This is a genomic window from Streptomyces gamaensis (assembly GCF_042656465.1).
GTDB classification, from domain to species: Bacteria; Actinomycetota; Actinomycetes; order Streptomycetales; family Streptomycetaceae; genus Streptomyces; species Streptomyces gamaensis.
Map to the genome: position 1 here is coordinate 1 of NZ_JBHSPB010000020.1, position 21680 is coordinate 21680.

A 21680-nucleotide genomic window follows, 5' to 3' on the forward strand; every position below is an offset into this window, starting at 1 on the left:
TTCCTCCGGGCGCTTCCCTTCGGTGTTTCCAACCTTACCAGATCCGATTTCCGGCCCTGGCCCCCTGCTGGAGCGGGGTCTTTCTCGCCTTTCCGCTTTCGCGGCCCGGCGTGATCACTACTTTAGCCGGTTTCCCTCCCGGCTCCTAATCGGAGCCGCCCGACCGAATTCCGGACACGCCGGAATTCACCCCGGACGAGGGGTCGTACTGCAGTAGAGAAAGCCGCCGTCTGGCGAGAGGTGCCGCCCTGGGGCCGCTTGGCCCCGTGGCAACTCGGAGAACACTACACGAGGTCCGGGGTGCTTGGCACATCCCCCTACCCGCTAGCGGCCCTTGCGCTTCTTCTGCCCCGGCTGCCCCGACCGCTTCGACTGCCCCGACTGCTTCGACGCGCGCGCGGCCGGGTTGCCCGTGCGGGCGGAGCGGCGGCGTTCGTGGCGGGCGGCGGCCTCCTCGTACTCCTTGCGGCGCAGCTTCTCGCCGGGGGCCTCGACGAGGGTGCGGCAGGAGTAGGCGAGGAGGGAGCCGATGAAGCCGATCAGCATGATGCTGTGCATCGAGCGGTCGTCGGTGCCGCCTTCCGTCCGGCGGCCGACGAAGCCCTCCCAGGTGCGACGGAAGGCGATGGCGCTGCACACCGCGAAGGCCACGACCACCAGCGCGTTGACGAGGCTGCCGACCTTGGCGATGGTCAGGCCCTGGTAGCCGAAGCGCAGCACGGCCGCTCCGGCCGCGGCCGCGACCAGTGCGCCGAGGCCGGTGGCGATGCGGCGCAGGGCGTAGCCGCCGTCGTGGCGGAGCCAGGTCGTTCCGTAGAAGCGGATCGGCTCCGGCTGCGGGCCCGTCGCCTCGGGCGTCGAGTGATGTGCCCCGTTCTCTTCGGTCATGTGTCGATTATTGCCACCGCGCCATGACCGCCCCGTGGCCCCGCGGCCCCGTCAGGCGCAGCGGATGGTGACGAAGCCGCTGCTGCCCGTCTTCACATAGGCGTCGGAGACGTACTGCCCCGGGCCGATGTTGTCCCAGATGTCGGTGGTGCCGCAGGGGCCGGAGACGGTCTGGCCGCGGGTCTGGCAGCGGATCTGGATCCGGGAGTCCATGGGCAGGACGCGTACGACCTGGCTTCCGGTGTTCGGGCCGCTGCGCACGTTGACCTGGTAGCCGGGGGCGACCGGGTAGGAGACGGCGGCGGCGAAGGAGCGGGCCTGGAGGGGGACGTCGGGTTTCGCGTTCGCCGGCCCTTCCGTACCTTCCGTAGCTTCCACACCCGCCGGGTCCTCGATGACCGTGGGCTCCGCTCCCGCCGGGTCCTCGCCGGTCTCGTTCATCTCGTTGGTCCCGTCCGTGGTCACGTGTGGTCCTCCCCCAGGCATGCGATGACATGCGCAGGCTACAAGGCGCGGCCATGCCTTCCCGGGTTTCCCCCGCCGTATCGATTAGGCTCCGGCTCGGCCGCGGCCGTACGGACAACGGGGGTGGGGAATGCCGCCGCTGCGCAGGAGCGGGACGGGCCCGGAACCGGAGGATCCGCAGTGCGCCGGCCCGTACCGGCTGGAGGGGCGGCTCGGCTCCGGCGGCATGGGAGTGGTGCACCTGGCGCGTTCGGCGTCCGGAATGCGGCTCGCGGTGAAGGTCGTGCATCCCGAGTACGCGGTGGATCCCGAGTTCAGGGCGCGGTTCCGGCAGGAGGTCGCGGCGGCCCGGCGGGTGAGCGGCGCGTTCACCGCGCCGGTGGTGGACGCGGACCCGGACGGGGAGCGGCCGTGGATGGCGACGCTCTACATTCCCGGTCCCACGCTCTCGGAGCGTGTGAAGCGGAACGGGCCGCTGAACCCCGCCGAGGTGCGGCAGTTGGCGGCCGGGCTGGCGGAGGCGCTGCGCGACATCCATCGCGCGGGGGTGGTGCACCGGGATCTCAAGCCGAGCAACGTCCTGCTGGCGGAGGACGGGCCGAAGGTCATCGACTTCGGTATCTCACGGCCGTACGACAGTGAACTGCGCACCGAGACGGGAAAGTTGATCGGCACTCCGCCGTTCATGGCGCCGGAGCAGTTCCAGCGGCCGCGCGAGGTGGGGCCCGCGGCGGACGTGTTCGCGCTGGCGTCGTTGCTGGTGCACGCGGCGACGGGGCGGGGGCCGTTCGAGTCGGACAGTCCGTACATCGTCGCCTATCAGGTGGTGCACAACGAGCCGGATCTGACGGGGCTTCCGGCCGATCTCGTGCCGCTGATCAGGGACTGTCTGGCGAAGGAGCCGGCGCTGCGGCCGTCGCCGGACGCCCTCATGTCCCGGTTGCAGCAGACGGCCCGGGAGCCGCTGCCGTCACCGGCGGCGTACACCTCCCGTACCTCCCACACCTCGCACGTACTACCGTCGACCGTTCCGCAGGAGGAGCGCGAGAGACCCCAACAGGCCGAGCCGCACCAGCGGTTGGTGCCGGTGCGCCGCCCCCGGGGCGGCCGGCGGCGGGCGGTGTGGACGGTGGCCGCGGCGGTGGGGGCCGTGGCGCTGGCCGGTGGGGCGTACTGGGTGCTGGCCGAGGCGGAGCGGCCCGGTTCCCCGCTGCAGACACGGCCCACGGCGGCGGGGCACGAGTGGCAGCCGTGGCAGATGTCCATGCTGGAGGAGGAAGAGAGCGAGGAGCGGGAGGAGCGGGCCCGCGGCGGGTTCTGCACGTACGCACAGGACGCGCTGTACTGCTCCGCGGACGGTGTGCAGGCCTCCCGGATCGATCCGCGCACCGGGCGGCCCGTCTGGCGGCGGGCCGGGGCCAGTGCCCGGTCCGCGCCCGTGGCCTGCGGCGGGCTGATCCATGTGGTGACGCCGGACGGCAAGGTGCTCACGGCGCTGGACCCGGCGACGGGCGAGCCGCGCTGGACGCGGAACGTGGCGGCGTACGAGGGGCGCGTCTACCACACGGCCGACACGGTGCTGCTGGTCGCGGCGGACGGCACCGTGACGGCCGTCGACGGCGGGACGAGCCGGGAGCTGTGGCACCAGAAGCTGCCCCGGCACACCAGGCCCGTCTTCTCCTCCTACGGCGAGGGCCCCGTCTACGCGGTCTCGCCGGTGCCCGGCAAACACCGCACCGAGGTGCTCGCGCTCGACGCGCAGCGCGGGACGACGCTGTGGCAGCGCACGGCGGAGGGCGATCTCACGGCCGTCGGCAACGGGACGAACGACGCGCTGATCCTGACGGCCCTCGACTCCGAGAACCGGGTGTCCGCCGTGGTCCGTTACGAGCCGAACGGGCAGCGCGAGTACCGGGTGCGGCCGGCGGCGCCGCTGTACGCGACGAGCGTCGCCGCCCGGGGGGACGCGGTGTACATGCTGTCCAGCGACGGCGGGCTGACCGCCGTGGACACCCGGCCCGGCGGCGGCGAGGCGCTGCCGGAGGTGCGGCGCGGCGGGCAGCTGTGGCGGCTGGAGACGGCCGTCGCCAACGCCTCGGCCCTGGTGGCCACCGACGAGCGGCTGTACTTCTCGGCGGCCGACGGGCGGCTGCTGGCCGTGGACACGGCGCGCGGTTCGCTGCTCGGGCAGACGCCTCCGCGGCTGACCAAGGCCGGGCAGGGCTATCCGGACCTGCCGCCGAAGCCGGTGGCGGCGGAGGGCAAGGTGTTCGGGGCGACGCCGGACGGGAAGGTGTTCGCGGTCGACGCGGCGGATCCGTCGGGCTGGCACTGACGGTACGACAGGGCGGTTGCAGCCGGGCGGCTGCGGCAGGGGTGCCGGGAGCGCCCCTGCCGCAGGGCGGCGCCTCAGCCCAGTTTGCTGATGTCGCGCACCGCGCCCTTGTCCGCGCTCGTCGCCATCGCCGCGTACGCGCGCAGCGCCTGGGAGACCTTGCGGTCGCGGTCGCGCGGGGCGTACGTACCGGCCAGTGCCTGTCGGCGGGCCGTCAGTTCCTCCTCGGGGACGAGGAGTTCGACGGAGCGGGCCGGGATGTCGATGCGGATGCGGTCGCCGTCCTCGACGAGGGCGATCGTGCCGCCCGCGGCCGCCTCGGGGGAGACGTGTCCGATGGACAGGCCCGAAGTGCCGCCGGAGAAACGGCCGTCGGTGATCAGGGCGCACTTGGCGCCGAGGCCGCGGCCCTTGAGGAAGGAGGTCGGGTAGAGCATCTCCTGCATGCCGGGGCCGCCCTTGGGGCCCTCGTAGCGGACGACGACCACGTCGCCCTCCGTGACGCGCTTGCCGAGGATGGCCTCGACGGCCTCCTCCTGGGACTCCACGACGACGGCCGGGCCCTCGAACGTCCAGATCGACTCGTCGACCCCGGCGGTCTTCACGACGCAGCCGTCGGCGGCGAGGTTGCCGTGCAGCACGGCGAGGCCGCCGTCGGCCGAGTACGCGTGAGCGGTGTCGCGGACGCAGCCGGCGGCCGCGTCAAGGTCGAGGGACTGCCAGCGCTCGGACTGCGAGAAGGCCTGTGCGGAACGGACGCAGCCGGGGGCGGCGTGGAAGAGTTCGACAGCCTCAGGCGAGGGCGAACCCCCGCGCACGTCCCACTGCTTGAGCCACTCTGCGAGCGAGTCCGCGTGCACAGCGTGCACGTCCTCGCGCAGGTGGCCGGCGCGGTGCAGCTCGCCGAGGATCGCGGGGATACCGCCGGCCCGGTGCACGTCCTCCATGTGGTACGAGCCGTTGGGCGCGACCTTGCACACGCACGGGACACGGCGCGAGACGGCGTCGATGTCGGACAGGCCGAAGTCCAGTCCGGCCTCCTGGGCGGCGGCGAGCAGGTGCAGGACGGTGTTGGTGGAGCCGCCCATGGCCACGTCGAGGGCCATGGCGTTCTCGAAGGCGGAACGGGAGGCGATCCGGCGCGGCAGCACGGTCGGGTCGTCCTGCTCGTAGTGGCGTCGGGTGATCTCGACGACGGTGCGGCCGGCGGCCTCGTAGAGCTCCTTGCGGGCGGTGTGGGTGGCGAGCGTGGAGCCGTTGCCGGGCAGGGCCAGGCCGAGGGCCTCGACGAGGCAGTTCATCGAGTTGGCGGTGAACATGCCGGAACAGGAGCCGCAGGTGGGGCAGGCGGCCTCCTCGATACGGGCCAGGTCCTCGTCGGAGACGGACTCCGCGGCGGCCTCGGACATGGCGCTGATCAGGTCGAGGTTGGTGCGGACCGTGCCGTCGACCAGGGTCGTCTTGCCGGCTTCCATGGGGCCGCCGGAGACGAAGACGGTGGGGATGTTCAGCCGCAGCGCGGCCATCAGCATGCCGGGCGTGATCTTGTCGCAGTTGGAGATGCAGATCAGTGCGTCGGCGCAGTGGGCCTCGGCCATGTACTCCACGGAGTCGGCGATCAGGTCGCGCGAGGGCAGGGAGTAGAGCATGCCGCCGTGGCCCATGGCGATGCCGTCGTCGACCGCGATGGTGTTGAACTCGCGCGGGATGCCGCCCGCCGCCTTGATCGCGTCGGAGACGATCCGGCCGACGGGCTGGAGGTGGGTGTGGCCCGGCACGAACTCGGTGAAGCTGTTCGCCACCGCGATGATCGGCTTGCCGAAGTCCTCACGCGCTACGCCGGCGGCGCGCAGGAGGGCGCGGGCACCGGCCATGTTGCGGCCGTGGGTGACGGTACGGGACCTCAGCTCGGGCATCGGCTCGACTCCTCGTGCGGGGTGTCTACGTCGGTCGAGGGTACGCCGGGTCGTCTGCGGGGTGGACGGGGTTTCCGGCATCCGAGACGGACGGTACGGGGCGGGCCCCGGGATCACTGGCCTGTGAGATGGCGCTGCACCGACGGGGCGGCCAGGGCGATCACGCGGGAGGCGTCCGCCGAGGCCAGGGGTTCCACCTTGATGACGTAGCGGAGCATGAAGACGCCCACCAGCTGCGCCGCCGCGAGTTCGGCCCGCAGCTGGGCGTCGGGGACGTCGAGCTGCTCGGCGACGGGGCGCATGAGCCGGACGGCGACGAGCTCGCGGAAGACCCTGGCGGCCGTCTCGTTGGCGACGGCGGAGCGGACGACCGCGAGGAGGGGCTCGCGCGTGGCGGGGTTCTCCCACAGGCCGAGGAGGAAGCGGGTGAGGCGCTCCCCGACCTGGTCCCGGCCGCCGGCCGCGAGCACGCCGGGGGCCCCGAGGGCCGGTGCGAAGCCCGCCTCCACGGCGGCCGCGAAGATCTGTTCCTTGGGCCCGAAGTAGTGGTGGACGAGGGCGGGGTCGACGCCCGCGCCGCGGGCGATGGCGCGGATGGACGCCTGGTCGTAGCCGCGTCCGGCGAACTCGGCGCGGGCGGCGGCGAGGATGCGCTCCCGGGTGCCGGGGCCCGTACCCGCCTGGGCGCGGGCGGGCCGGCCGCGCTTCCTCGGGGCGTCGGGCGGGGTCACGGCCGCCGTGCGCCCAGGGGCGAGGCCAGGTGCAGCCGGGTGAAGGCCAGGGCCTCGGCGAGGTCGGCCTCGCGCTCGGCGGTGGACATGGCCCGTCGGGTGTTGACCTCGATGACGATGTGCCCGTCGAAGCCGGTCGCGGCGAGCCGCTCCAGCAGTTCGGCGCAGGGCTGTCTGCCGCGGCCGGGCACCAGGTGCTCGTCCTTGGCGGAGCCGTTGCCGTCGGCGAGGTGGATGTGGGCGAGCCGGTCGCCCATGCGGTCGATCATCTGCAGGGCGTCGGTGCGGGCGGTCGCGGTGTGCGAGAGGTCGACCGTGAAGTGGCGGTAGTCGTCCTTGGTGACGTCCCAGTCGGGCGCGTAGGCGAGGAGTTCGCGGTCGCGGTAGCGCCAGGGGTACATGTTCTCGACGGCGAAGCGGACGTCGGTCTCGTCCGCCATCCGCCAGACGCCGCGCACGAATTCCCGCGCGTACGAGCGCTGCCAGCGGAACGGCGGGTGGACGACGACGGTGCTCGCGCCGAGCTTCTCGGCGGCGGCGCGGGCCCGCTGCAGCTTCACCCACGGGTCGGTGGACCACACCCGCTGGGTGATCAGCAGGCAGGGCGCGTGCACGGCGAGGACCGGCACCCCGTGGTGGTCCGACAGCCGGCGCAGGGCCTCGATGTCCTGGCTGACGGGGTCGGTCCACACCATGACCTCGACGCCGTCGTAGCCCAGGCGTGCGGCGATCTCGAAGGCCGTCGCCGTCGACTCCGGGTAGACCGAAGCGGTGGACAGCGCGACCTTGGCATCCGGGATGCGCACCACAGGCTCTGTCACGAGGGACAGCGTACGACCGCCTGTCACACGGCGGGCAGGTGGTCCAGTCTCCGCAGGATCACTCCTTCCCGCAGGGCCCACGGGCAGATCTCCAGCTCGTCCACCCCGAACAGGTCCATCGCGGCCTCCGCGACGAGCGCGCCGGCGAGCAGCTGCGGTGCACGCCCTTCGGAAACCCCGGGCAGCTGGGCGCGCTGCGCGGCGGTCATCGTGGCGAGGCGGGGCACCCACTCCTCCAGGGCGCGGCGGCTGAGGGTGCGCTGGACGTGGATGCCCGCGGCGGACCCGGCGGCTCCGGCGATGCGGGCGAGCTGCCGGAAGGTCTTGGAGGTGGCGACGGTGTGGTCGGGGGCGCCGAGGCGGGCGAAGTCGCCGACGGTGCCGGCGATACGGGCGCGGACGTGGCGGCGCAGGGCCCGTACGTCCGTGGGGTCGGGCGGGTCGGCGGGCAGCCAGGCGGCGGTGAGCCGGCCGGCGCCCAGCGGCAGGGAGGCGGCGGCGTCGGGTTCCTCGTCCTGTCCGTAGGCGATCTCCAGGGAGCCGCCGCCGATGTCGAGGACGAGGAGCCGGCCGGCGGACCAGCCGAACCAGCGGCGGGCGGCCAGGAAGGTCAGCCGGGCCTCCTCCTCGCCGGAGAGCACGGTCAGGGTGACGCCGGTCTCCTTCTCGACGCGGGCGAGGACGGCGTCGGCGTTGGCGGACTCGCGCACGGCGGAGGTGGCGAACGGCAGGACGTCCTCGCAGCCCTTGTCCTCGGCCGCGTCGAGGGCGTCGCGGACGACGTCGATCAGCCGCTGTATCCCGGCGTCGCTGATCGCGCCCTCGGGGTCGAGGAGTTGCGCGAGGCGCAGCTCGGCCTTGTGGGAGTGGGCGGGCAGGGGGCGGGCGCCGGGGTGCGCGTCCACCACGAGCAGATGGACCGTATTCGAACCCACGTCGAGGACACCGAGTCTCATGGCCTGAACGCTACTGCGGTCCCCGGGGGCGCATAGGCTGGAGGGGTGGCGAAGACGAAGAAGGCGAAGCAGGGCAAAAAACTCGGCAAGGCGGGCCGCAAGGGCGTGACAGTGCCCGGTGTGGCGAAAGCGAAGGCCGGGGTGCCCGACGAGGTCGGTCTCGACTTCGCCCGCGCGTGGGTCGAGTTCCCCGACCCGGGTGACGACGAGCAGGTCTTCCGCTGCGACCTGACCTGGCTCACCTCCCGCTGGACCTGCGTCTTCGGCAACGGCTGCCAGGGCATCCGGGCCGGGCGCGCCGACGACGGCTGCTGCACGCTGGGCGCGCACTTCTCCGACGAGGACGACGAGAAGCGCGTCGCGGAGCACGTGGCCCGGCTGACGCCGGACATCTGGCAGTTCCACGACGTGGGCACCGGCTCCGGCTGGACGCAGACCGACGAGGACGGCGACCGCCAGACGCGCCGCTGGCAGGGCTCGTGCATCTTCCAGAACCGGCCCGGGTTCGCGGGCGGCGCGGGCTGCTCGCTGCACATCCTCGCGCTGCGGGAGGGCCGGGAGCCGCTGGAGACCAAGCCGGACGTGTGCTGGCAGCTGCCGGTGCGCCGCACCTACGACTGGATCGACCGACCCGACGACACCCAGGTGCTGCAGGTCTCGATCGGCGAGTACGACCGCCGCGGCTGGGGTCCGGGCGGCCACGACCTCAACTGGTGGTGCACCTCGGCGAAGTCCGCGCACACGGGGGCCAAGCCGGTGTACCTGAGCTACGCGGCCGAGCTGACCGAGCTGATGGGCGAGGAGGGGTACGCGCGGCTGGTCGAGCTGTGCGAGGAGCGGATGGCGGCGCAGCTGCCGATGGCCCCGCACCCGGCGGATCCGGCGCTGTAGGCGTCTCCCCCCTCTCCGGCACGCGCCTGTCAACCGCCGTGCGGGGCCGGTCCCTTCGGAGGAGCAGCCGTCGGCGGCTGCTGTGTCGGGGCGGCCGGGGAGGGCGAGGGCGGCGCGCTGGTCGGGGTGGGCTCGGGGGTGGTGCCCCGGCCCTCGATCGTCACCGCCGTGCCGCCGGGTTCGACCGTCACGCGGGCGCTCCAGTGGCCGACCGGCTGCCGCGCGGCGTCGACGCGGACGGCGACCGTCACGGACTCCCCCGGGCGCAGTTCGCCGGACGTACGGCTGATCAGCAGCCAGGGCGCGTCCGTGGTCAGCGACCAGTGGACGCTCGCCCCGCCGCTCGCCGTGAGCGTGATCAGCGTGGCCGTGCCGCTGGGCTGCGCCTCGACGGTGAGCCGGCCGGGTCCGGGGACGGGCGCCGGGAGCCCCGGCAGCGTGGGGGCGGCTCCGGGCGGGGCGGGGGACGCGCCGCCGCCGTCCGGGACCGGCAGCGGGGTACCGTCCGGGCCGCTGACGGCGACGGACACGTCCGGGATCCGGGCACCGGCCGCCGCCTTCGCGAAGGGGCCGGAGCCGCCCGGCAGGGCCTGCCCGGCCTGCGCGGCCTCCTCGTAGGGGTACTCGGTGAGCCCGCTGCTCTCCTTCGCGGAGACCCTCGGCGCCTCGTGGCCCTCCGGGGTCGCCGGGGCGCCCCGGCAGGCGGCCCACAGGGCGAGCACGGGCGCGCACACGACGGTGGTGACGACAGTGAGGGTCACCGCCCGGCCGCGCAGCCGGCCCCGGCGGGCGGAGCGCTCCTTGGGGTCCTGCGGGAAGCCGCGCCGGTCGAAGCGCGGGACGGGGGCGGCGGCGGGCCCGCGCCGGCCGCGCGTGCCCGTGGCGGCGGCCCGCGCCGCCGCCACGGCCTGCGCGGGAGCGGTCAGCACGGGCAGCGCGGCCGTGGACGCGGCGGTGCCCGGCCAGGGCTCCCCGGCGGTGGCGCGCTCGGCCGTGCGCCGGCACTCGGCGCACTCGTCGACGTGGCGCACCAGTTCGCGGCGCAGCGCGGCGCTCAGCAGCACCTGGCTGTCGCCGGCGAACCGCGCGACGACCGGGCAGCGGCCCGACTCGACGACGGCCAGGGCGGTACGGGTCCGCTCGACCTCGCAGGCGGCGCTGGAGAGCAGGGTCAGGGCGGGATCGGGCTCCAGGCCGAGCACGGCGGCGACCTCGTGCGCGGCGAGCCCGTGGCGGACGGCCAGTTCGAGGGCCTCGCGCTGCACGGGGGTGGTGCCGGCGGCCTCGGGCCAGGCGAGGCGGGCGAGCTCGGCGCGCTCCTTGTCGTCGGGGCCGGCGGGCGGCGGGTCCTGCCGGGCGTCGGGGTCGGCGAGCCGGCGCAGACAGGCCCAGCGGGCGAGCGCGTAGAGCCAGGAGCGGCGCAGTTCCTCGCCGGGGGCGCGGTCGGCCCGCCGCTCGGCCGCGGCGAGGGCCTCGCCGAGGGCGGCGGCCGCGGCGCCGTGCTCGCACAGGACGGACAGGCAGTAGGTGAACAGCCCGTCGAGATACGGCTCGTACTCCAGGGGCGGGCGCTGCCCGAGGGTGTGGTCGGCCGTGCGGGCCGCGTGCGGGCCGCGGCCGCTGTCCGAGCGGACACGGTCCGCGCCGGTGCCGCGCATGGGGTGCTCGGGCCTCCTCGTCATCCCGGCGACGGTAGGCCGGTGGCGGGCCCTGGTCCCCGCCGCTGACGCAGGATTACGTCGTTCGAGTGAGCTTCTCCCTCAAAAGGGGACAGGAACTGTACGTTCTGGCTCCCCGGTGGGGGTGTGCGCGCCGGTGCGGGGACGCGGCGGCGTACCCGGGCCCGGTGCCGGGTGCCGGGGCTGTCGGTGGCCCCCACTACGGTGGCTCGCATGGCTGCCCGTACCTCACGCTCGTCCGCCAAGGACCGGCCCTCCTACCGCTGCACCGAGTGCGGCTGGACCACGGTCAAGTGGCTCGGCCGCTGCCCCGAGTGCCAGGCGTGGGGCACGGTCGAGGAGTACGGCTCGCCCGCCGTGCGCACGACCGCGGCCGGCCGTGTGACCTCCGCCGCGCTGCCCATCGGGCAGGTCGACGGCCGGCAGGCCACCGCGCGCGGTACGGGCGTTCCCGAGCTGGACCGGGTGCTCGGCGGCGGTCTGGTGCCCGGAGCGGTGGTGCTGCTGGCGGGCGAGCCCGGCGTCGGCAAGTCCACGCTGCTGCTGGACGTCGCGGCCAAGGCGGCCTCGGAGCGGCACCGCACGCTGTATGTGACGGGCGAGGAGTCCGCGAGCCAGGTGCGGCTGCGCGCCGACCGCATCGGGGCCCTGTCCGAGCATCTGTATCTCGCCGCCGAGACCGATCTGTCGGCCGTTCTCGGGCATCTGGACGCGGTCGGGCCCTCCCTGCTGGTCATGGACTCGGTGCAGACGGTGGCCTCCCCGGAGATCGAGGGCGCGCCGGGCGGCATGGCGCAGGTGCGCGAGGTGGCGGGCGCGCTGATCCGGGCCTCCAAGGAGCGCGGCATGACCACGCTGCTGGTCGGTCACGTCACCAAGGACGGCGCCATCGCGGGCCCGCGGCTGCTGGAGCACCTGGTGGACGTGGTGCTGCACTTCGAGGGCGACCGGCACGCCCGGCTGCGCCTGGTGCGGGGCGTGAAGAACCGCTACGGGGCGACGGACGAGGTGGGCTGCTTCGAGCTGCACGACGAGGGCATCACGGGTCTGGCCGACCCCAGCGGCCTGTTCCTGACCCGCCGCGCCGAGCCCGTGCCGGGCACGTGCCTGACGGTCACGCTGGAGGGCCGCCGCCCGCTGGTGGCCGAGGTGCAGGCGCTGACGGTCGACTCGCAGATCCCCTCGCCCCGGCGCACCACCTCGGGCCTGGAGACCTCCCGGGTGTCGATGATGCTCGCCGTCCTCGAACAGCGCGGCCGGATCAGCGCGCTGGGCAAGCGGGACATCTACAGCGCCACGGTGGGCGGGGTGAAGCTGTCCGAGCCGGCCGCCGATCTCGCCGTCGCCCTCGCCCTGGCGAGCGCCGCGAGCGACACCCCGCTGCCGAAGAACCTGGTGGCGATCGGCGAGGTGGGGCTGGCGGGCGAGGTGCGGCGGGTGACGGGCGTGCAGCGGCGGCTGGCGGAGGCGGCGCGCCTGGGCTTCACGCACGCGCTGGTGCCGGGCGACCCGGGGAAGGTTCCGGCCGGGATGCGGGTGCTGGAGGTCGCGGACATCGGTGACGCGCTTCGCGTGCTGCCCGGGAGGGTACCTCGGGAGAATCGGCGGAAAGCGGGGCCGGACGGCCCGGCCGACGAGAGCCCTGTCCGATCGGCGGCAGGCACTCTTTAATAGGCTGGGCGCCCGAATACGCCAGTAGACTTTGCCCTGGTCTCGCCCGTACGTACGGCAACACGCGTACGCGCGCAAGCAGGGCGGCCTGCGGAACCGTATACCTTGCGACGCGACCGGAGGAGTGCAGTGGCAGCCAACGACCGGGCAGCGGGCCCCGGCAGGGCCGGGGGCGGCTCCGGTGCCGACGGTCTGATGCGCGCCTCGCTGAGCGCCGTCGCGCCCGGCACCGCTCTGCGTGACGGCCTTGAGCGCATTCTCCGCGGCAACACCGGCGGGCTCATCGTCCTCGGCATGGACAAGACCGTGGAGTCGCTGTGCACCGGCGGCTTCGTCCTCGATGTCGAGTTCACCGCGACGCGGCTGCGCGAGCTGTGCAAGCTGGACGGCGCGCTCATCCTCGACAAGGACTGCACCAAGATCGTGCGGGCGGGTGTGCAGCTCGTCCCGGACGCGTCGATCCCCACCGAGGAGACCGGCACGCGCCACCGCACGGCGCAGCGGGTGTCCATCCAGACCGGCTTCCCGGTGATCTCGGTCAGCCAGTCGATGCGGCTGATCGCCCTGTACGTGGGCGGGGAGCGGCGGGTGCTGGAGGAGTCGGCGGCGATCCTCTCGCGCGCCAACCAGGCGCTGGCCACCCTGGAGCGCTACAAGCTCCGGCTGGACGAGGTCGCGGGCACCCTCTCCGCCCTGGAGATCGAGGACTTGGTGACCGTCCGCGACGTGACGGCGGTCTCGCAGCGGCTGGAGCTGGTGCGCCGTATCGCCACCGAGATCACCGAGTACGTGGTGGAGCTGGGCACCGACGGCCGGCTTCTGTCGTTGCAGCTCGACGAGTTGATCGCAGGGGTGGAGCCGGAGCGCGACCTGGTCGTGCGGGACTATGTGCCGGAGCCGACCGCGAAACGCACGCGTACGGTCGCCGAGGCGCTGGCCGAGCTGGACTCCCTCAGCCACGCCGAGCTCCTCGAACTGCCCATCGTGGCCCGGGCGCTGGGCTACAGCGGCTCCCCGGAGAACCTGGACTCGGCGGTCTCGCCGCGCGGCTACCGGCTGCTGGCGAAGGTGCCGCGGCTGCCCGGCGCCATCATCGAGCGGCTCGTGGAGCACTTCGGCGGGCTGCAGAAGCTGCTGGCCGCGAGCGTGGACGATCTGCAGACCGTCGACGGCGTCGGCGAGGCCCGCGCCCGCTCGGTGCGCGAGGGGCTCTCGCGGCTCGCGGAGTCCTCGATCCTCGAACGTTACGTGTGACGGTGCGGGCGGGGCCCCGGCGGGTACGTGCCGCCGGGGCCCCGCCCGCACCGGCTCAGCTCTTGGCTCAGCTCTTGTCGAGGGCGAATTCCAGCCGCTCGGTGACGCCCGCCACCTTGATCTCCACCCGGTACGTACCGGGCGCGGCGAGCGTGTCGCCGGACGGCGTCGCGCAGTTCGGGGCGGAGCGCTTGCGGTCCCACTCCACGGTGCGCTTGGTCTGGCCCGAGCCGGGCACCTCGACGAGGAAGGGGGCGGCGCCCTTCGCGCAGTCGCCGGAGGACCAGATGTGCTCCTCGCCGCCCGGGTCGGTGATGCTGAGCACGGCCGCGCCGGTGGCGAAGTCCACCTTGCAGGCGCTGCCGCCGGTGTTGAGCACGACGATCTCGAACTTGGGCTTCTCGTCGGGCCCGTAGCTGTTCTTGACGCTGCGCACCTGGAGCCTGGTCGCGGCGGCCGTGCAGTCGGGCAGGGACGAGGTGGCCGCGACGCTGCGGCTGTCGCCGGTGCCGAGCACTCCGGCGGGGGCACCGACGCCGCCCGTGCTCGAACCGCCGCTGCCGGCCGCGCCGCCGCCCGTACCGCCACCGCCCGTCCCACCGCCGGTGGGGTGGTCGCCGGTGCCGCCGCCGGTGGCGCCGCCCGAGTCGCCGCGCCCGCCCGGGCGTTGGCTGTAGTGCGGCCCGGAAGGCGTGGGCCCCGGGGTGATGGTGGTGTCGGACGGGCCCTGCTGGCTGCCGTTCGATCCCTTGCTCTGCGAACCGCCGGAGCCGCCGTCACCTCCCACGCCGACGAGCCACACCACGAGCAGAACGAGAAGACCGAGCACGCCCAGCGCAACGGCCCTCCGCCGCCAGTAGATGGAGGAGGGAAGCGGCCCGATCGGATTGCGCAGAGATCCCACGCGAAGACTCTACGAGAGATCGGCCGGGGGACCAGACCGTACCCGCCGGGTGGGTGCCTACTTTTCTCATCATCTGCCCGCCTGCGGGCCGGGATTCACGCTTCGGGGGCGCGGGGCGGCCACTCGGTCCGGTGGCCGAAGCCGCGCCCGTTGTCGATCAGCCGCAGCCAGTCGGGGCGCAGTTCCCAGAAGTCGGTACGGTCCATGGCCTGCCGCAGCCGGGCGTCGCGCTCGACGTCCGGGAAGCGCGTGCCGTACGTGTGCCGGGCGGCCGCGCGGTCCGCGCCGGCGAGGACACGGCAGACGCCGCGGCCCTGAACTCCCGTCAGGGCGGTCCAGTCCTGGCCGTCGCGCTGGGCGGTGAAGGCGACGCGCGTGCCGCCGGTTCCGCCGGTTCCGTCGGTTCCGCCGGAGAGGAGGGCACGGCCGTGGCGGGTGGTGGGCGAGGTGACGAAGAACAGGGAGGGGGCGAAAGGGAGTTGACCGCTGACCGGGTCTTCCGAGTCCCCCGGGCTTTCTGTGGCTGCCGCGAGGGCGTAGAAGACGGCGCACGCCTGCGGGCCGTCCTCGTCCGCGTACGCCAGGGTCAGGGTCGTGTGCGCGCCGAGGGCGGCACGGATCGCCTCGGGTACGTCCTGCTCGCTCATGGGCCCCATTCCACCGCGTCCGCTCACCGGTGACCAGTCCGGATCGTTTTCCCCGGGGGCGAGGGCATGTCAGGATCGGGGCGTCATGACACTCACGCCCCTGACTCCCCGGTCCCCGGACACGCTGTCCGCCCCGCCCGCCGTCCTGCACGCGCCCGTCATCGACTGGTTCGAGGCGCACGCCCGGGATCTGCCCTGGCGGCGGCCCGAGGCCGGGGCGTGGGGCGTGATGGTGAGCGAGTTCATGCTGCAGCAGACGCCGGTCGGCCGGGTGCTGCCGGTGTACGAGCAGTGGCTGGCGCGCTGGCCGCGCCCGGCCGATCTGGCGGCGGAGCCGCCGGGCGAGGCGGTGCGCACGTGGGGCCGGCTCGGCTATCCGCGGCGCGCGCTGCGGCTGCACGCGGCCGCGTCGGCGATCACGGAGCTGCACGGCGGCACCGTGCCGGGCGACCACGCCGCGCTGCTGGCGCTGCCGGGTGTCGGGGAGTACACGGCGGCGGCGGTCGCCTCGTTCGCGTACGGGCAGCGGCACGCGGTCCTCGACACCAATGTGCGGCGGGTCCTCGCGCGCGCCGTGACGGGCGTGCAGTACCCGCCGAACGCGACGACCGCCGCCGAGCGGCGTCTGGCCCGCGCGCTGCTGCCCGAGAGCGAGCCGGTGGCGGCCCGCTGGGCGGCGGCGACGATGGAGCTGGGGGCGCTGGTGTGCACCGCGCGCACGCCGCAGTGCGGGCGCTGCCCGATCGCGGGCAGCTGCGCGTGGCGCGCGGCCGGCTCCCCGGCGCACGACGGCCCGCCGCGCCGGGGCCAGACGTACGCGGGTACGGACCGCCAGGTGCGCGGCAAGCTGCTGGCCGTGCTGCGGGAGGCGGTCGCGCCCGTACCGCAGCGGGTGCTGGACGCGGTGTGGGACGAGCCGGTGCAGCGGGCCCGGGCCCTGGACGGACTGGTCGCGGACGGGCTCGTGGAGCCGCTGGAGGACGGCACGTACCGGCTGCCGCTGACCTGACGGGAGGGGCTGCGGTTTCACACGGGAGTGTGATCTGAAGCGGACAGAGCAACCTTTACGCCACTGTTCCCCCTCTTTCTGCGACTGCTGTTACACAACCTATGGACAGCTGTGCACCAGCTGAAGGGCTGCCGCACATCACGTCGCAACAGCCGCTCCGTAGCGTCCTACCCGTGCTGGACGACCAGCGCCGACGCGGGGAACGCAAGGGGAATGGAGGCTGCACGATGGCCGGCAGCGGCAAGGTTCTGGACTTCGAGGAGTACGTGCGCAATCGTCAGGACGCCCTGCTGCGCAGTGCCCGCCGCCTGGTCCCCGACCCCATCGACGCGCAGGACCTCCTGCAGACCGCCCTCGTGCGCACCTACGGCCGCTGGGACGGGATAGCGGACAAGTCCCTCGCCGACGCCTACCTCCGCCGTGTCATGATCAACACGCGTACGGAGTGGTGGCGGGCCCGCAAGCTCGACGAGGTGCCCACCGAGCAGCTCCCCGACGCGAGTGTCGAGGACGGCACGGAGCAGCACGCCGACCGGGCCCTGCTCATGGACATCCTCGGCGTTCTGGCGCCCAAGCAGCGCAGCGTCGTGGTGCTGCGCCACTGGGAGCAGATGAGCACCGAGGAGACGGCGGAGGCGCTCGGCATGTCGACCGGCACGGTCAAGAGCACGCTGCACCGGGCACTGGCCCGGCTGCGGCAGGAGCTGGAGAGCCGCGATCTGGACTTCCACGCCCTGGAGCGAGGCGAGCGGGGGCGGGACGAACGGTGCGCGGCCTGACCAGGGCACCGCACACCCGGCCCACCGGGTCCATCGAGCACCACAGGCCGGTCCTGGTCACCGGCGGGGCGGTCGCGGCACTGGCCGCGGCCGCCGGTCTGCTGCTCGCGGGCTGTGAGGCGGGCAGCGACGGCGTGCGCCGGGAGGGCGCCGCGCAGACGCAGTCCGCGGCACGGCCGTCCCTGCCGCCCACGGCCTCGGCGTCGGCCCGGCAGAAGGTCGACGCCGTGCGGCTGGTCAAGAACGACCCCAAGGTCTCCGACCTGGTCAAGAAGAACCTCAAGCCCTGCGTGAAGAACGAGTACCCGGTCGACGTGATCTACGGCCGGCTCACCGGCGGCCCCCGTGACGACGTCGTGGTCAACATCCTGACCTGCGGGGATTCCTTCGGAGTGGGCTCTTATGTGTACCGTGCGAAGGGCGACTCGTACGAGAACGTGTTCTCCGCCGAGCAGCCCCCGGTCTACGCCGAGATAGACCGGGACGACCTGCGCGTCACCAAGCAGATCTACGGGCCGGGTGACGCGGTGTGCTGCGCGTCGGGCGAGGATGTCATGACGTACCGCTGGTCGGGGGACGAGTTCCACGAGACCGGTCGCACGCACGCCGACTACAGCCGGGTCGGCAACAACGACAAGGGCGATCTCCCGAGCATGGGAACGGAGGGCTGAGCGCGCGTGGCCGATACGCATGTGCTCTTCGTCGAGGACGACGACGTCATCCGCGAGGCGACCCAGCTGGCGCTGGAACGCGACGGCTTCGAGGTGACGGCGGTGCCCGACGGGCTGCTGGGGCTGGAGAAGTTCCGTGCCCGGCAGCCGGACATCGCGCTGCTGGACGTCATGGTGCCGGGACTGGACGGGGTGAGCCTGTGCCGGCGCATCCGTGACGAGTCCACCGTCCCCGTGATCATGCTGTCCGCGCGCGCGGACTCCATCGACGTCGTGCTCGGCCTGGAGGCCGGGGCCGACGACTACGTGACCAAGCCGTTCGACGGCGCCGTGCTCGTCGCCCGGATACGGGCCGTGCTGCGCCGCTTCGGGCACGCCAGCGGCGTGGCCGGGGCCGGCGGCACCGAGGAGCCCGAGCCGCTGGCGAGCGGGGTGCTGCGCTTCGGCGACCTGGAGGTCGACACCGAGGGCATGGAGGTCCGCAAGGCGGGCGAGCCCGTCGCCCTGACCCCCACCGAGATGCGGCTGCTGCTGGAGTTCTCCTCGGCGCCGGGCACCGTCCTCTCCCGCGACCGGCTGCTGGAGCGGGTCTGGGACTACGGCTGGGGCGGCGACACCCGCGTCGTCGACGTCCATGTGCAGCGGCTGCGCGGCAAGATCGGCCAGGACCGGATCGAGACGGTCCGCGGCTTCGGCTACAAACTCAGAGGCTGACCCGTTTGGGAGCGCACCCGTGGTGAAGCTCGCCCTGCGCACCGGACTGCGCTGGAAGGTCACGCTCGCCATCGCCGGGGTCAGCGCGCTCGTCGCGGTCGCGCTGAGCCTCGTCGTGCACAACGCGGCCCGGCTGTCGATGCTCGACAACGCCCGGGACGTGGTCGACGGGCAGGTGCAGGTCGCCCAGCGCTACTACGAGTCCACGGGCCGGCTCATGCTCCGCGCGAAGATCGACGACCCGGCGCTGCCCAGACCGCTGCGCGAGGCCGCGTCCCTGGGCCAGCGCGCCACCTATCTGCAGGACTCCGGCGGCAACCCCCAGGTGTGGGCCTCCGTCCCGCTGCGCAACGGCAAGATCCTGTCGATCCACACCCGCTTCCAGGACCGCTTCGCCATCCTCGACGCCCTGGACCGGGCCCTGATCATCGGCTCGGTGTCGGTGGTCCTGGGCGGCTGCGCGCTCGGCGTCCTCATCGGCGGACAGCTCTCCCGGCGGCTGCGCAAGGCCGCCACGGCCGCGCGCAAGCTCGCCGACGGCGACTCCGGGGTGCGGGTGCGCGACGCCATCGGCGGCCGGGTGCGGGACGAGACCGACGACCTCGCGCGCGCCGTCGACGGCATGGCGGAGGCGCTGCAGGACCGGCTGGAGGCGGAGCGGCGGGTCACCGCCGACATCGCGCACGAGCTGCGCACCCCCGTCACCGGCCTGCTCACCGCGGCCGAGCTGCTGCCCCCGGGCCGGCCCACGGAGCTCGTGCGCGACCGCGCGCAGGCGATGCGCACCCTGGTCGAGGACGTGCTGGAGGTGGCCCGGCTGGACGGTTTCGCCGAGCGCGCCGAGCTGCAGGAGATCCTGCTCGGCGAGTTCGTGCAGCGCCGGGTGGGCATCCTGGAGCCCCGTGCGCAGGTGACGGTCGTCCGCGACGCGTACGTCTCGACGGACCCGCGCCGCCTGGAGCGCATCCTCGGCAACCTGCTCGTCAACGCCGTCAAGTACGGCAAGGGGCCCTACGAGGTCACGGTCGAGGGCCGCGTGGTGCGGGTGCGCGACCACGGTCCGGGCTTCCCGGAGGAGCTGCTGCGGGAGGGGCCGAGCCGGTTCCGTACGGGCAGCGAGGACCGCGCGGGCAAGGGGCACGGGCTGGGGCTGACCATCGCGGCCGGCCAGGCGCGGGTGCTCGGCGCCCGGCTCACCTTCCGCAACGCGGACCCGCGGTTCGGGGGCGGCACGGGCGCGATCGCCGTGCTGTGGCTGCCGGAGACCTCGCCGACGGACACGGGCACGTTCCCCGTCATCCAGGTGCCGGACTGACGGGCCGCACGCGCACGGCTACATGGGATCCCTGCACTCCCAGTCCTCGTCGAGGACCGGCTGCTCGCCGGGCTGGGTGAGCGAGAACCAGTTGCCGGAGTCGTCGCGCAGGATGGCCTCGGTGCCGTACGGCCGCTCCGCCGGCTCCTGGAGGAACTCGACGCCCCTGGCCCTGAACTCCTGGTAGTCGCGGTGCACGTCGTCGGTGCGCAGCACGCCCGCGCCCAGCGCCCCCTTGGCGACGAGCCGCCGCAGCGCCTCGGCGTCCTCGGGGTCCCGCTGGCCCGGCGGCCCGGGCACCATGAGCGTCAGCTCGACGTCGGGCTGGTCCTTGGCGCCGACCGTGAGCCAGCGCATGCCCGTGCCCGCGCCGACGGTCGCGTCGGTACGGACTTCGAGCCCCAGCTTCCGTGTGTAGAACTCCTTCGCCCGGTCCTGGTCGAGGACCCAGACGGTGGTGATGGCGATGCCCCTGATCATGGCGCGCTCCCGGTGGTGCGGTCCCCGCTTCCACCGTAGGCGCGCCCGCGATCAGGGGCCTGCCGTCGTGCTGCCGCGCTCGCGTCGGCTCAGAGGCCGGCGCCGCGGGCGCGCAGGAAGGCCAGCGGGTCGACGGCGGAGCCGTAGTCGGGGGTGGTGCGGATCTCGAAGTGCAGGTGGGGGCCGGTGGAGTTGCCGGTGGAGCCGGACAGGCCGATCTCCTGGCCGGTGGTCACGGCCTGGCCGACGGCGACCTTCACCTGCGAGAGGTGCGCGTACTGCGAGTACGTGCCGTTGGCGTGCTTGATCACGATGGCGTTGCCGTAGGCGGGGCCGTCGCCGCCGCCGTTCGGGCCGGCCTTGACGACCGTACCGCCGTGCACGGCCTTGACCGGGGTACCGGTGCCGACGACGAGGTCCTGGCCGCTGTGCTTGTTGGCCCACATGCTGCCGTTGATGCCGAAGGGCTGGCCGATGCTGTAGCCGTCGACCGGCGCGACCCAGGCCTCGGCGCGGCTGCGGGAGGCCTCCGCGGCCTTGCGGGCGTCCTCGGCGCGCTTCGCCGCGTCCGCCTCGGCCCGCTGCGCGTCCTTGGCGGCGGCCTTCAGCTGCGTCTCGGCCTGCGCCTGCACCGCGGCGCTGGTCTCGGCCGGCGAGGGCAGCGCGGCCGGCTCCTGGGCGGAGGTGTCCACGGCGAGCGCGACACCGGTCCCGAGGGCGAGCGCGGCCACCGACCCGGCGGCCACCAGGGCGGCGCGGGAGCGCGGGGCGGCCTTGCCCGTACGGCGGAAAGCGGTGTGCTTCAGCATGGGGGAATTACCTCCGGAAATGACTGGGCCCCGGCTGTGCACCGGGGTCGCCCTACCTTGGTAACCCGCGATTTCCGTGCTGCCAAGCGGCCTTTCTACGAGCCTTCCTCGTAGCGACCGGAGCGGTATTCACCGGTCCGCACGGCGCTTTTCCCGGCGCCTTCCCGGAATTTCCCCCGCGGTGATCTCCGCCGCCCCGGTTAGTAGGGGGTAAGAGCGCTGTAAGCCTTGTCACCGCGCCCGGCGCGCGGCGGGACTTTCGACTTCCCGGTTCCCGGGACCAAGGACCCGCCCCGGCGCTACGCTCCCGCACAGCGGGCGCGCAGCGCGCCGCGCGAGGACAGCCGCACGCCCGCGTGCGGCGGGAGGGGGCGAGAGATGGCCAAGGAATCCCCGGCTTCACCGATCGACGGCGTCGAGCTGGCGGACGCCGTACAAGCCGTACGGGAGGGGCTCGCGGCCGCGGCGGAGAGGGGCGCGGGCCAGTCCGTGACCTTCGAGGTCGGCGAGATCTCGATGGAGTTCAGCGTCGAGATCCGCCGGGACGTCGAGGCCGGCGGCCGGGTCAAGGCATGGATCGTGGGCGCGGGCGCCGAGGCCTCGCGCGGCTCGGCCCGCGTCCACAAGGTGGCCTTCACCCTCAGCCCGAAGGACGCCGCGACCGGCGGGACCACCATCGTGGGCAACGAGCGGCCGGGCAGCCTCTCCCGTTTCGGCTCCTCGGCCGACCGTTAGCGCGGGAAGG

General features: G+C 73.8%; 21 protein-coding genes. 10 read left to right on the forward strand and 11 right to left on the reverse strand.

Features of this window, described 5'->3' with window-relative positions; translation table 11 throughout:
* Positions 1-324: 324 nt before the first annotated feature.
* Both ACFP1Z_RS26415 and ACFP1Z_RS26420 read right to left on the reverse strand, forming a co-directional pair.
* Positions 325-888 (reverse strand): hypothetical protein, encoded by a 564-nt coding sequence (locus ACFP1Z_RS26415; RefSeq protein ID WP_390320080.1) that lies wholly within the window; start codon positions 886-888, stop codon positions 325-327.
* A gap of 51 nt (positions 889-939) precedes the next feature.
* On the reverse strand, positions 940-1329 hold the full coding sequence (locus tag ACFP1Z_RS26420) for an SH3 domain-containing protein (RefSeq protein WP_390320236.1): 390 nt from the start codon (positions 1327-1329) through the stop codon (positions 940-942).
* 154 nt (positions 1330-1483) lie between these two features.
* Here ACFP1Z_RS26420 and ACFP1Z_RS26425 point away from each other — a divergent pair, with 154 nt between their 5' ends.
* The gene (locus ACFP1Z_RS26425; RefSeq protein WP_390320081.1) at positions 1484-3688 is read left to right on the forward strand and encodes a serine/threonine-protein kinase; all 2205 of its coding nucleotides are present in this window, start codon (positions 1484-1486) and stop codon (positions 3686-3688) included.
* Between the two features lie 74 nt (positions 3689-3762).
* Here ACFP1Z_RS26425 and ilvD read toward each other — a convergent pair whose 3' ends face one another.
* From ilvD to ACFP1Z_RS26445, 4 genes are all read right to left on the reverse strand, one after another.
* Entirely contained in the window at positions 3763-5604 is a 1842-nt protein-coding gene (gene ilvD, locus ACFP1Z_RS26430) for a dihydroxy-acid dehydratase (RefSeq protein WP_390320083.1), read from the reverse strand.
* 113 nt (positions 5605-5717) lie between these two features.
* Entirely contained in the window at positions 5718-6335 is a 618-nt protein-coding gene (locus ACFP1Z_RS26435) for a TetR/AcrR family transcriptional regulator (RefSeq protein WP_390320085.1), read from the reverse strand.
* Positions 6332-7156 carry a sugar phosphate isomerase/epimerase family protein gene (locus ACFP1Z_RS26440; protein ID WP_390320087.1) on the reverse strand — a complete coding sequence of 275 codons (825 nt, stop codon included), beginning with the start codon at positions 7154-7156 and terminating at the stop codon, positions 6332-6334. The genes ACFP1Z_RS26435 and ACFP1Z_RS26440 overlap by 4 nt, the downstream gene beginning before the upstream one ends.
* A 23-nt stretch (positions 7157-7179) precedes the next feature.
* Positions 7180-8112: a Ppx/GppA family phosphatase gene (locus ACFP1Z_RS26445; protein ID WP_390320089.1), complete on the reverse strand. Its 933-nt coding sequence runs from the start codon at positions 8110-8112 to the stop codon at positions 7180-7182.
* Positions 8113-8157: 45 nt separating this feature from the next.
* On the opposite strand from ACFP1Z_RS26445, the gene ACFP1Z_RS26450 reads away from it, so the two are divergent.
* Positions 8158-9003: a DUF3109 family protein gene (locus tag ACFP1Z_RS26450; RefSeq protein ID WP_390320091.1), complete on the forward strand. Its 846-nt coding sequence runs from the start codon at positions 8158-8160 to the stop codon at positions 9001-9003.
* A gap of 29 nt (positions 9004-9032) precedes the next feature.
* Here the strand turns inward: ACFP1Z_RS26450 and ACFP1Z_RS26455 are convergent, their stop codons facing one another.
* Positions 9033-10685 (reverse strand): BACON domain-containing protein, encoded by a 1653-nt coding sequence (locus ACFP1Z_RS26455; RefSeq protein ID WP_390320092.1) that lies wholly within the window; start codon positions 10683-10685, stop codon positions 9033-9035.
* A 210-nt stretch (positions 10686-10895) separates the two neighbouring features.
* On the opposite strand from ACFP1Z_RS26455, the gene radA reads away from it, so the two are divergent.
* Entirely contained in the window at positions 10896-12353 is a 1458-nt protein-coding gene (radA, locus tag ACFP1Z_RS26460) for a DNA repair protein RadA (protein WP_390320094.1), read from the forward strand.
* 129 nt (positions 12354-12482) lie between these two features.
* A complete protein-coding gene (gene disA / locus ACFP1Z_RS26465; RefSeq protein WP_390320095.1) occupies positions 12483-13607 on the forward strand; it encodes a DNA integrity scanning diadenylate cyclase DisA in 1125 nt (374 codons plus the stop codon).
* A gap of 67 nt (positions 13608-13674) precedes the next feature.
* Here disA and ACFP1Z_RS26470 read toward each other — a convergent pair whose 3' ends face one another.
* Together ACFP1Z_RS26470 and ACFP1Z_RS26475 are read right to left on the reverse strand one after the other, a co-directional pair.
* The gene (locus ACFP1Z_RS26470; protein ID WP_390320096.1) at positions 13675-14511 is read right to left on the reverse strand and encodes a hypothetical protein; all 837 of its coding nucleotides are present in this window, start codon (positions 14509-14511) and stop codon (positions 13675-13677) included.
* Positions 14512-14606: 95 nt separating this feature from the next.
* Complete coding sequence (locus tag ACFP1Z_RS26475; RefSeq protein WP_390320097.1) at positions 14607-15158, reverse strand: pyridoxamine 5'-phosphate oxidase; 552 nt, start codon at positions 15156-15158, stop codon at positions 14607-14609.
* Between the two features lie 85 nt (positions 15159-15243).
* On the opposite strand from ACFP1Z_RS26475, the gene ACFP1Z_RS26480 reads away from it, so the two are divergent.
* From ACFP1Z_RS26480 to cseC, 5 genes are all read left to right on the forward strand, one after another.
* The gene (locus ACFP1Z_RS26480) at positions 15244-16167 is read left to right on the forward strand and encodes an HhH-GPD family protein (protein WP_390320098.1); all 924 of its coding nucleotides are present in this window, start codon (positions 15244-15246) and stop codon (positions 16165-16167) included.
* A 227-nt stretch (positions 16168-16394) separates the two neighbouring features.
* A complete protein-coding gene (locus tag ACFP1Z_RS26485) occupies positions 16395-16946 on the forward strand; it encodes a SigE family RNA polymerase sigma factor (protein ID WP_390320237.1) in 552 nt (183 codons plus the stop codon).
* Positions 16934-17617 carry a hypothetical protein gene (locus ACFP1Z_RS26490; protein ID WP_390320099.1) on the forward strand — a complete coding sequence of 228 codons (684 nt, stop codon included), beginning with the start codon at positions 16934-16936 and terminating at the stop codon, positions 17615-17617. The genes ACFP1Z_RS26485 and ACFP1Z_RS26490 overlap by 13 nt, the downstream gene beginning before the upstream one ends.
* A 6-nt stretch (positions 17618-17623) precedes the next feature.
* Complete coding sequence (cseB, locus tag ACFP1Z_RS26495) at positions 17624-18331, forward strand: two-component system response regulator CseB (RefSeq protein WP_390320101.1); 708 nt, start codon at positions 17624-17626, stop codon at positions 18329-18331.
* A gap of 19 nt (positions 18332-18350) precedes the next feature.
* Positions 18351-19646 carry a two-component system sensor histidine kinase CseC gene (gene cseC, locus ACFP1Z_RS26500; protein WP_390320102.1) on the forward strand — a complete coding sequence of 432 codons (1296 nt, stop codon included), beginning with the start codon at positions 18351-18353 and terminating at the stop codon, positions 19644-19646.
* Between the two features lie 18 nt (positions 19647-19664).
* Here cseC and ACFP1Z_RS26505 read toward each other — a convergent pair whose 3' ends face one another.
* Positions 19665-20126 carry a VOC family protein gene (locus ACFP1Z_RS26505; protein WP_390320109.1) on the reverse strand — a complete coding sequence of 154 codons (462 nt, stop codon included), beginning with the start codon at positions 20124-20126 and terminating at the stop codon, positions 19665-19667.
* Between the two features lie 89 nt (positions 20127-20215).
* On the reverse strand, positions 20216-20935 hold the full coding sequence (locus tag ACFP1Z_RS26510) for a M23 family metallopeptidase (RefSeq protein ID WP_390320111.1): 720 nt from the start codon (positions 20933-20935) through the stop codon (positions 20216-20218).
* Between the two features lie 378 nt (positions 20936-21313).
* Between ACFP1Z_RS26510 and ACFP1Z_RS26515 the strand changes: the two genes are divergently transcribed.
* Positions 21314-21670: a trypco2 family protein gene (locus ACFP1Z_RS26515; RefSeq protein WP_390320112.1), complete on the forward strand. Its 357-nt coding sequence runs from the start codon at positions 21314-21316 to the stop codon at positions 21668-21670.
* Positions 21671-21680: the final 10 nt, after the last annotated feature.